This is a genomic window from Mesorhizobium sp. M4B.F.Ca.ET.017.02.2.1 (assembly GCF_003998955.1).
GTDB lineage: Bacteria > Pseudomonadota > Alphaproteobacteria > Rhizobiales > Rhizobiaceae > Mesorhizobium > Mesorhizobium abyssinicae.
Genome location: NZ_RZOF01000249.1, coordinates 1 through 9,939, shown reverse-complemented (window position 1 = coordinate 9,939; position 9,939 = coordinate 1). Strand labels below are relative to the sequence as shown.

The 9,939-nt window shown below is 64.1% G+C and carries 12 protein-coding genes; 7 read left to right on the top strand and 5 right to left on the bottom strand.

Going from position 1 to position 9,939, the window contains the following annotated elements:
- Both EN738_RS24435 and EN738_RS24430 read right to left on the bottom strand, forming a co-directional pair.
- A partial coding sequence (locus tag EN738_RS24435; RefSeq protein ID WP_145966918.1) for a xanthine dehydrogenase family protein molybdopterin-binding subunit occupies positions 1 to 1,334 on the bottom strand: 1,334 nt, incomplete at its 3' end.
- Positions 1,335 to 1,443: 109 nt separating this feature from the next.
- A complete protein-coding gene (locus EN738_RS24430; RefSeq protein ID WP_127285950.1) occupies positions 1,444 to 1,944 on the bottom strand; it encodes a (2Fe-2S)-binding protein in 501 nt (166 codons plus the stop codon).
- Between the two features lie 281 nt (positions 1,945 to 2,225).
- Between EN738_RS24430 and EN738_RS24425 the strand changes: the two genes are divergently transcribed.
- From EN738_RS24425 to EN738_RS24410, 4 genes are read left to right on the top strand one after another with little or no spacing between them, the layout of a single operon-like run.
- Positions 2,226 to 3,395 (top strand): FIST signal transduction protein, encoded by a 1,170-nt coding sequence (locus tag EN738_RS24425; protein WP_127285951.1) that lies wholly within the window; start codon positions 2,226 to 2,228, stop codon positions 3,393 to 3,395.
- A 12-nt stretch (positions 3,396 to 3,407) separates the two neighbouring features.
- Positions 3,408 to 4,751: a hybrid sensor histidine kinase/response regulator gene (locus EN738_RS24420; RefSeq protein ID WP_127285949.1), complete on the top strand. Its 1,344-nt coding sequence runs from the start codon at positions 3,408 to 3,410 to the stop codon at positions 4,749 to 4,751.
- Complete coding sequence (locus tag EN738_RS24415) at positions 4,748 to 5,017, top strand: hypothetical protein (RefSeq protein ID WP_127285948.1); 270 nt, start codon at positions 4,748 to 4,750, stop codon at positions 5,015 to 5,017. The genes EN738_RS24420 and EN738_RS24415 overlap by 4 nt, the downstream gene beginning before the upstream one ends.
- Positions 5,018 to 5,030: 13 nt before the next feature.
- Entirely contained in the window at positions 5,031 to 5,423 is a 393-nt protein-coding gene (locus EN738_RS24410) for a hypothetical protein (protein ID WP_127285947.1), read from the top strand.
- Positions 5,424 to 5,546: 123 nt separating this feature from the next.
- Here the strand turns inward: EN738_RS24410 and EN738_RS24405 are convergent, their stop codons facing one another.
- Positions 5,547 to 6,230, bottom strand: a complete 684-nt coding sequence (locus tag EN738_RS24405) for a response regulator transcription factor (RefSeq protein WP_127285946.1) — start codon at positions 6,228 to 6,230, stop codon at positions 5,547 to 5,549.
- A gap of 12 nt (positions 6,231 to 6,242) precedes the next feature.
- Positions 6,243 to 6,488 (bottom strand): hypothetical protein, encoded by a 246-nt coding sequence (locus EN738_RS24400; RefSeq protein WP_127285945.1) that lies wholly within the window; start codon positions 6,486 to 6,488, stop codon positions 6,243 to 6,245.
- A gap of 69 nt (positions 6,489 to 6,557) precedes the next feature.
- Between EN738_RS24400 and EN738_RS24395 the strand changes: the two genes are divergently transcribed.
- From EN738_RS24395 to EN738_RS24385, 3 genes are read left to right on the top strand one after another with little or no spacing between them, the layout of a single operon-like run.
- On the top strand, positions 6,558 to 7,256 hold the full coding sequence (locus EN738_RS24395; protein WP_127285944.1) for a fumarylacetoacetate hydrolase family protein: 699 nt from the start codon (positions 6,558 to 6,560) through the stop codon (positions 7,254 to 7,256).
- A gap of 4 nt (positions 7,257 to 7,260) precedes the next feature.
- Positions 7,261 to 7,911: a maleylacetoacetate isomerase gene (gene maiA / locus EN738_RS24390; protein ID WP_127285943.1), complete on the top strand. Its 651-nt coding sequence runs from the start codon at positions 7,261 to 7,263 to the stop codon at positions 7,909 to 7,911.
- Between the two features lie 35 nt (positions 7,912 to 7,946).
- Entirely contained in the window at positions 7,947 to 8,987 is a 1,041-nt protein-coding gene (locus EN738_RS24385) for a zinc-dependent alcohol dehydrogenase family protein (RefSeq protein ID WP_127285942.1), read from the top strand.
- 15 nt (positions 8,988 to 9,002) lie between these two features.
- Here the strand turns inward: EN738_RS24385 and EN738_RS24380 are convergent, their stop codons facing one another.
- Positions 9,003 to 9,896 (bottom strand): DMT family transporter, encoded by an 894-nt coding sequence (locus EN738_RS24380; protein WP_127285941.1) that lies wholly within the window; start codon positions 9,894 to 9,896, stop codon positions 9,003 to 9,005.
- Positions 9,897 to 9,939 lie beyond the last annotated feature (43 nt).

The following is a 9,939-nucleotide window of genomic DNA, read 5'->3' as shown; positions in this document are numbered from 1 at the left end:
GCCTTGCGCTTGGCAAAGCCGGCGTAGTCCGATGCCTTCATCGCCGCGTCGAGCGAGGCGCCATAGTCGCCGGCGTCATAGTTCATGATGACCGGCGTCTGGTGCGGGAACGACTTGATGAAGTTCGTCCGCCGAAGCTCCGCCGGCGACACGCCGAGCTCGCGCGCGGCGGTCTCCATCGTGCGCTCCAGCAGATAGGTCGCTTCCGGCCGCCCTGCCCCGCGATAGGCATCGACGGGCGCGGTGTTGGTGTAGACGGTGCGAACGTTGGCGTGGATCGCCGGCATGTCGTATTGGCCCGACAGCAGCGTGGCGTAGAGATAGGTCGGCACGCAGGACGAGAACAGCGACATGTAGGCGCCGAGATTGGCGATCGTGTCGACCTTCAGCCCGGTGATCCGGTTGTTCCTGTCGAAGGCCATCTCCACCGTCGAGACATGGTCGCGGCCATGCGCATCCGAAAGGAAGCTCTCGGTGCGGTCGGCGACCCATTTCACCGGCACGCCGGTCTTCTTCGAGGCCCACAGGCAGACGATCTCTTCCGGATAGATGTAGATCTTCGAGCCGAAACCGCCGCCGACATCGGGCGCGATGACGCGCAGCTTGTTCTCCGGCGCGATGTTGTAGAAGGCGCTCATCACCAGCCGCGCGACATGCGGGTTCTGCGATGTCGTCCAGCAGGTGTAATGATCCTCGGCCTTGTCGTAGTGGCCAAGCGCTGCCCTGGGCTCCATCGCGTTGGGCACCAGCCGGTTGTTGACGATCTTCATCCGGGTGACGTGCGCCGCGCCCTTGATCGCCGCGTCGACCGCCTTGGCGTCGCCGATCTCCCAGTCGAAGATCAGGTTGTTCTCGGCTTCGGCATGGATCTGCGGCGCGCCCTTCTCCAGCGCCTTGGTCGCGTCGACCACCGCCTTCAGTTCCTTGTAGGTGATCTCGACAGCCTCGGCTGCGTCGCGCGCCTGGCCCTTGGTTTCGGCAACCACGATTACGACCGCGTCGCCGACATAGCGGACCTTGTCGACGGCCAGCGGCGACCATGCGCCCATCTTCATCGGCGAGCCGTCCTTGGAATGGATCATCCAGCCGCAGATCAGATTGCCGATGCCGTCGGCCTTGAGCTCCTTGCCGGTCAGCACACCGATGACGCCAGGCATGGCCTGTGCCTTCTTGACGTCGATCTTCCTGATCTGAGCATGCGCGTGCGGGCTGCGCACGAACGCTGCATGCTTCATGCCAGGAACCACCATGTCATCGACATAGCGGCCAGCGCCGGTGATGAACCGCTTGTCCTCCTTGCGCGCCACGCGGGCGCCAACACCTTCAATGCCCATATGAAATTCCTCCGGAATTTAGGGGAATAGGTCAGTAGGGAAGTAAGGGAGTAGGGATTTAAGAGCCAATTGGCTTATTCCCTTACTCCCCTATTCCCTTACTCCCCTATCAAGCAGCCCGTTTCGTCTTGCCCTTCGACCCCTTCGCCATCGCCTTCGAGGCGGCGAGGATCGCCTTCACGATGTTGTGGTAGCCGGTGCAGCGGCAGATATTGCCTTCGAGCTCGGCCCGCACCGTCGCCTCGTCGAGGCCTTCCGGATGACGCGCGATCATGTCGGTCGCCGTCATGATCATGCCCGGCGTGCAGAAGCCGCATTGCAGCCCGTGATGCTCCTTGAACGCGGCCTGCACCGGATGCAGGTCGGCGCCGTTGGCGAGCCCTTCGATGGTCACCACGCTGGACCCTGAGGCCTGCGCCGCCAGCATCGTGCAGGACTTCACCGCCTTGCCGTCGACGTGCACGACGCAAGCGCCGCATTGCGAGGTGTCGCAGCCGACATGCGTCCCGGTGAGGCCGAGATTCTCGCGCAAGAAGTGAACCAGAAGCGTACGGTCCTCGGCGGCGCCACTGACGCGCCTGCCGTTCACCGTCAACGATATGTCCGACATGAAACCTCCCTGGGTATTTTACCTTGGTCGTCCTGGCGCCGTTTTCCTCCCGGCGCCTGGCTGTTCGCCCGTTCACGTGCCGCACAAAAGCGGGAAAAAAATAGCTTGGGCCCTCCACGGGGCGAGAATGCAGTTCGCCCGAAAAGTCGCATATTGTACTTTCGGTCACGCCGTATGGGGGCGGACCATTGCCAAAGCGCCGCCGTGAAGACAACAATGCCTTCAACGCCGCTCGCCCGACGCGCACAAGACAACGTCGGAGGAAATGCAGGAGAAGGCAGCTGGCCAGTTCGCGGACGCGCTATGCATGCGGCCTCTCGGCGCTCACCACGGATGAGCCCGACGCCAATGCCTTCGCCCGGGCAATCGCGGCGGAAGCGGCGGCGATCGACGCTGGTTTCGCGCTGCTGTTCTTCTCCCAAAGTCTGGTCGATGCGGCGGCGCTGTCGCAAGCGCTGACCGAGCACGCGCCGGCGCTTGCCTATGCCGGCTGCTCGACCGCCGGCGAAATCACGCCGCAGGGGCTCGAGGACGGCCACATCCTTGCCCTGCTCCTGCCGTCCGCCTCGTTCGCCACGGCCAGCATCATGGTCGACAATCTCTCCTCGTCGGGCATGGACAGGATCACCGGCGAGGTCGCGGCGCTCAGGCGCTCGCTGCGCGGCCGCGTCGGACATGGACGGGCCAAGGATACCTTCGCGCTGTGCTTCATCGACGGGCTGTCCTATGCCGAGGAGGCCGTGACGTCGGCCATCCATTGGGGGCTGGATGACATTCCGCTGATTGGCGGCTCGGCCGGCGACGACCTCAAATTCGAGACCACCACGCTGATCTCGAACGGCAAGGTCGCCTCCGACAGCGCCATCATCATGCTGATCGCCACCGAAATCCCCTTCCACGTCTTCAAGACCGACAATTTCATTCCCACCGACGAGAAGCTGGTGGTGACCGCTTCCGATCCCGATCACCGCATCGTGCGCGAATTCAACGCCGTCAACGCCGCCGAGGAATATGCCGCCTCGGTCGGGATCCTGCCGCATACGCTGACGCCGCTGAGCTTTGCCTCGCATCCGGTGGTGGTGAAGGTGGGCGGCGAATATTACTGCCGCTCGATCCAGAGGATGCATTCCGACGGCTCGCTCTCCTTCTTCTGCGCCATCGACGACGGCGTCGTGCTCTCGATCGCCCAGCCGAAGAACATGGTGGAGGCGACACGCGCCGCGCTCAGCGATGTCCGGGAGCGGCTGGGCGGCATCGACATGATCCTCGGTTTCGACTGCGTGCTGCGGCGGCTCGACGCGCGCAACCGCCAAGTCTTCCGGGATATTTCGGAGCTCTACCGGGTCAACAACGTCATCGGCTTCGGCACCTATGGCGAACAGTATCGCTCGATGCATCTCAACCAGACCTTCACCGGCATCGCCTTCGGCGATCGCCTGGCGGCCGAATAGCGCGGGCCGCCCATGCCGCTCCGGGATATCAACGACCTCGAAAAGCTGAAGAAGATCAACGCCGCGCTGGTCAGCCGTGTCGAGCGCTCGATGGACCAGCAGGGCAATGCCTTCTCGCTGTTCCAGACCGCGATCTCGCTGGAGAACCGGGTGCGCACGCGCACCGACGAACTGCACTCGACCCTGCGCCGGCTCGAGCAGACCAACATCGACCTGATCGCGGCCAAGGAAACCGCCGAACTGGCGAACCTTTCCAAGACCAGGTTCCTGGCGGCCGCCAGCCACGACGTGCTGCAGCCGCTGAACGCCGCCCACCTCTCCGTCTCGGCGCTGGCCGAGGTGCAGACCAGCGAGGAAGGCAAGAAGCTGGTGCGCCAGGTCGAGCGTTCGCTGGAGACGATGGAGGACCTGCTGCGCACGCTGCTCGACATCTCCAAGCTCGACGCCGGAGTGGTGCAGCCCGAGATCGGCGATGTCAGCCTGGAGGCGCTGTTCTCCTCGCTGCGTTCGGACTTCCTGCCGGTGGCCGAGCTGAAGGGGCTGACGCTGAAGTTCCGGCCGGTGAACGCGCTGGTGCGCTCCGACCGCACGCTACTGCGCCGCATCCTGCAGAACATCCTGTCCAACGCGCTGCGCTACACCCGCTCCGGCGGCGTGCTCGTCGGCACCAGGCATCGCGGCGATATTATCCGCATCGATGTCGCCGACACCGGCTGCGGCATTGCCGACGATCAGCGCGAGGCGGTGTTCGAGGAATTCCATCGTGGCAGCACGGCGCTCACCGACACCGGGCTGTCCGGCGGCGGGCTGGGACTGGGCCTCGCCATCGTGCGCCGCATGGCCGCCGCCCTTGGCCATCCGGTGACGTTCTCGTCGAAGCTCGGCCGCGGCACCATCTTCCACATCGACGTTCCGGTCGGCATCGGCGCCGCGGCCGATACGACCGCCAGCACCGCCGATCTGGAGCGGCCGCGCGGCTACGGCCTGTTCGGCACCAAGGTGCTGCTGGTCGAAAACGATGCCGACGTACTGCAGGCGATGACCTTCCTGCTCGAGCGCTGGCAATGCCAGGTGCGCGCCGCGACCTCGACCGACGATGCGCTGGATATGCTTGGCGACACCGACTGGGTGCCCGACATCGTCATTGCCGACCAGCATCTCGACGGCGGCGACCTCGGCACCGCGACCATCGCCGAAGTCCGCGACTATCTCGGCCGCCCGGTGCCGGCGCTGATCGTTACCGCCGACGGGTCGGACGTCGTCGCCAAGGCCGCCCGCGCCGACGGCATCGAACTGATGCGCAAACCGCTGAAGCCGGCGCAACTGCGGGCGCTGCTGGCGCATCTGCTGGCTTGAAGCTGGTGCTGATGCATCTCACCCAGACCATCTCGTACAGGAACCGTACCGACAGTCCGATCCGGATCGTCGTGGAACCTTGGGCACATCAGTATCTGATCGATCCATCAACAGAAGCGGAGTTTCGATTCTTCGGCGAACCCGCTTTCGCGGGCCGGAACGAAATCGAAGAAGCCGGAACCCATCTTTGCCTTTGGCCCCCTGATGGGGGATTTGTTCGGCTTTTTGTCGACGGCCGCGAGCTTAAGCAGGTAGGTCAGGAGTGATCCAGAAATCGCAATGATAGTACAATTCCATGGCATCACATTCGACCTGGCTGCCGGATGGGAAGACATAACCGACGACGTTCCTGGAGCGTGGCCCCCTACCTTAGCCAAGGCATCGGGTGTCGGCGCTCTTCAATTCTCTATCGCCAAATATCGGAGCGGGGAAAAACCTAACGCGGGTTTCGAGGTTCTTAGATCGTTCATGATCGAATTTTGCCACAACAACCTCATAGACACCAATCATATTTCGGAGGAGAAATTCGCAAATACAATGAGTGTTGGCGTATTGTCTCAGAAAGCGGATGAAACGTTGTCTGCTTGGTACTTGTCGAATGGGAACGATTTTGCTTTCGTGACCTATGTCGGCCTTGGTGAAGAAAGCGAGATTATGAATGAAGAACTATGAAGTGAGAGCAGTCGTTTCGTCGATATCGTTTTAGGGGCTGTTGGTCTGTCGGAAATGAATTACGGTGACGGTGCACTTTTTCGTGCTCGCTCGGCGTCATCACCTGCAGGGTGATTGCAAACCTCAAAACCCCGCCTGATCCCGAAACAGCTCCGCATTATCGAGCTTCGACACCTCGATCACCGCTTGCGTGCGGCTGTAGACGTTCAGCTTGCGCAGGATCTCCGAGACATGCGCCTTGACCGTGGTCTCGCCGACCTGCAGCTCATAAGCGATCTGCTTGTTGAGCATGCCCTGGCGCAGCATCTGCAGCACCCTCAGTTGCTGCGGCGTCAGCCGCGCCAGCCGCTGCACCATGTCGGCGCGGTCGATGCTGTCGGCGTCGGGCGGCTGGATCTCGTAGGTCTCCGGCACATAGATCGCGCCGTCCATCACCGAGCGGATGGCGGCGGCGAGGTCACTCTTGCGCGCCGATTTCGGGATGAAGCCGGCCGCGCCGTAGGACAGCGCCTCGGAAATGATGCGCGGCTCCTCATAGCCGGAGACGATCACCACCGGCAGGCGCGGATGGCGGGTCCTGAGCTGCAGCAACCCGTCGAACCCGTGAACGTCGGGCATGCTGAGGTCGAGCAGCGCGAGGTCGAACGGCTTCGGGCCGGCCAGCAGGTCGAGCGCCTCGGCGATCGAGCGCGCCTCGACCGTATCGACGTCCGGATAGGCCATCTGCACGGCGCTGTGCAGCGCCTCGCGGAACAGCGGATGGTCGTCGATGATCAGAAACCGGGCGCGATCGTTGACTGCGGTCATGATGAGGTCGCTTCACTTGCGCCCAGAATAGGATAATCCCGCAACCATGGCCAGATTATTGGCAAACAATACATCGCCATTCTTGCCGTCGATTGCAGTGCCCAGGTGACGCCATAACCGGAAACGAAAGTAAACGACATGCCGCCGAATGGCCCACAGCGCTGTTTCTTTTGGCCGCGACGGTTTTTTGAACGTCGGCGCGGCCTTGTTCCGCTGAAATTCAGCCGGCAAGCGCCGGTATGACCAGCGCCTTGCCATCGCGCATCCCTTGCCGGGTCGCGCAAATCGGCCGAATGTGCCGACCAGAGATACGATTGAGAGAAACGCATGACGGAATTCGTCCTTCCTTTGCCCGCGACCCCGTCCGTTGCCGTCGGGGGCTCGCAAGAACGCTTCGCGGTGCGCCGCATCTTCTGCGTCGGCCGCAACTATGCGGCGCATGCAAGGGAACTCGGCAATGACGAGCGCGATCCGCCCTTCTTCTTCACCAAGCCGGCCGACGCGGTGGTCGACAGCGGCGCCACCATCCCCTACCCGCCGCTGACCGCGAACCTGCATCACGAGATCGAGCTGGTCGCGGCGATCGGCAAGGCAGGATTCCGCATTCCCCGCGACGAGGCGCTTGCTCATGTCTGGGGCTATGCCGTCGGCATCGACCTCACCCGGCGCGACCTGCAGGACCAGGCCAAGAAGGCGGCGCGGCCCTGGGACTGGTCGAAGGCCTTCGACCGTTCCGCCCCGTGCGGCGCGCTGGTCCCGGCGCAGAAGTCCGGCCACCCCGCGAAGGGCCGCATCTGGCTCGCCGTCGACGGCAAGGTCCGGCAGGATGCCGACCTTGCCGAGCTGATCTGGCCGCTCGCAGACATCGTCTCGATCTGCAGCGAGGCGGTCGAACTGGAACCGGGCGACCTGATCTTCACCGGCACGCCGGCCGGCGTCGGCGCGGTCGGGCCGGGCGAAACGATGACCGGCGGCGTCGACGGCATCGGCGCCATCGAAATCACCATCGGCCAGCCGGCAGCGTGATGCGATGAGCGACCTGATCCTCCACAATTACTACCGCTCCTCCACCTCCTACCGGGTGCGCATCGCGCTGGAGATGAAGGGCCTCACCTACGATTACGTGCCGCATCATCTGCGCCATGGCGAGCACCTCGAAGCCGCCTACCTCGCGGTCAATCCGCAAGGGCTGGTGCCGGCGCTGATCCTCGCCGGCGGCCAGCTTTTGACGCAGTCGCTGGCGATCATAGAATATCTCGACGAGACCGTGCCCGAGCCGCCGCTGTTGCCGAAGGACGCGCTCGGCCGGGCGCGTGTGCGGATGCTTGCGCAGATGATCGCCTGCGACATCCATCCGGTGAACAATCTGCGTGTTCTGACCTCGCTGCGCACGCTGTTCGGCGCCAGCGACCAGGATGTCGTCAACTGGTTCCGGCACTGGGTGAACGAAGGGTTCCAGCCGCTTGAGACGATTCTCGCTTCATCGCCCGAGACCGGCACCTTCTGTCACGGCGACGCACCCGGCCTTGCCGACATCTGTCTCGCCGCCCAGGTCACCAACAACGCCCGTTTCGGCATCGACATGGCGCCCTATCCGGTGATCTCGCGCATCCACGCCACCTGCATGGCGCTGCCGGCTTTCCGCAAGGCGGCGCCGGAGAATCAGGTAGACGCGGAGTAGCCGCACAATTCCGGGTAGAGCATGAGGAGTTGCCGATGAAAGCCGTCGTCTTCGAGAAATTCGGCGAGACGCCGACGATCCAGACCGTTCCCGACCCGAAGCCGGCGCCGGAAGGCGTCGTCATCAAGGTCGAGGCGACCGGGCTTTGCCGCAGCGACTGGCATGGCTGGATGGGCCATGATGACGGCATCACGCTGCCGCATGTGCCCGGCTACGAACTCGCCGGCATCGTCGTCGCCGCAGGCAAGCGGGTGACCCGCTGGAAGGCCGGCGACCGCGTCACCGTGCCGTTCGCCGTTGGCTGCGGCCGCTGCTTCGAATGCACGTCGGGCAACCACCAGGTCTGCGAGCACCAGACGCAGCCAGGCTTCAGTGGCTGGGGCTCGTTCGCCGAATATGTCGCTATCGACCATGCCGACACCAATCTCGTGCGCCTGCCCGATGAGATGGACTTCGCCACCGCCGCCAGCCTCGGCTGCCGTTTCGTCACCTCCTTCCGCGCCATCGTCGACCAGGGTCGGGTCAAGCCGGGCGAATGGGTGGCCGTGCATGGCTGCGGCGGCGTCGGCCTGTCGGCGATCATGATCGCCAGCTCGATCGGCGCCAACGTCATCGCCATCGACCTCACCGACGAGAAGCTGGACTTCGCAAGGAAGATCGGCGCCGTGGCGACCATCAATGCCTCGAACACCCCCAACGTGGTCAAGGCGGTCAAGCAGATCACCAATGGCGGCGCGCATATGTCGATGGACGCGCTCGGCCACCCGACCACCTCGTTCAATTCGATCGCCAATCTGCGCCGCCGCGGCCGCCACGTTCAGGTCGGCCTGATGCTGGCCGAGCATGCCAAGCCGCAGGTGCCGATGGACAAGGTGATCGCCTTCGAGCTCGAGATATTCGGCAGCCACGGCATGCAGGCCTACCGCTATCCGGCGATGATGGAAATGATCCGCACCGGCAAGCTGAAGCCGGAACTTCTGGTCGGCAAGAAGATCAGCCTCGAGGAGGCGCCTGCGGCCTTGATGGCGATGGGCGGCTTCGAGGGCATCGGCATCGGCGTAGTGACGAAGTTCTAGGAGCGGATGCCGGCGTCACGCCGAAGCCGCGGGTCTCGGCAACTCCTGCTTGGCGAATCTCTTGGCGCCGACGACGCAAAGCACCACGGCGACGGTGACGGCGATCATCAGCGGGCTGACCTGCTCGTGCAGCAGGCTCGCCGCCAGCGCCAGGCCGAAGAAGGGCTGCAAAAGCTGCAGCTGGCCGACGGCGGCGATGCCGCCTTGGGCCAGGCCGCGATACCAGAACACGAAGCCGATCAGCATGCTGAACAGCGAGACATAGGCGAGGCCGGCCCAGGCGCCGGAGCCGATGCCGACGAAGGACGGGGGCAGCGTTGCAAAGGTCAGCACCAGCATGATCGGCAGCGAGATCGCCAGCGCCCAGCAGATCACCTGCCAACCGCCGAGCCGGCGCGACAGCGCGGCCCCTTCCGCATAACCCAGTCCACAGACGATAATGGCGGCCAGCATCAGGCCGTCGCCAATTGGTGACGCCGTCCCGCCTTGCATCAGGGCAAAGCCCGCGACGAGCGCACTGCCGAGGCAGGAGAACAGCCAGAAGGCCGGGCGTGGACGCTCGCCGCCACGCAGCACGCCGAAGATCGCCGTCGCCAACGGCAGCAGACCGACGAAGATGATGGAATGGGCCGAGGTGACGTGCTTGAGCGCCAGCGCCGTCAGCAAGGGGAAGCCGACGACCACGCCCAGCGCAACGATCGCCAGCGACAGCAGATCCCCGCGCTCCGGCCGTTTCTGCCGGAACAGGATGAGCATCGCCAGGCCGAGCAGTCCGGCAATCGCCGCGCGGGCCGAAGTCAGGAAGGTCGGATCGAAATCCGCCACCGCCACGCGCGTCGCCGGCAGCGAGCCGCTGAAGATCAACACCCCGACGAATCCGTTCACCCAGCCGCTCGCGGTCTTGTCCATTCCAGGCTCCATTTCTTTCGCCCTGTATCGCGCAGACCCCTAT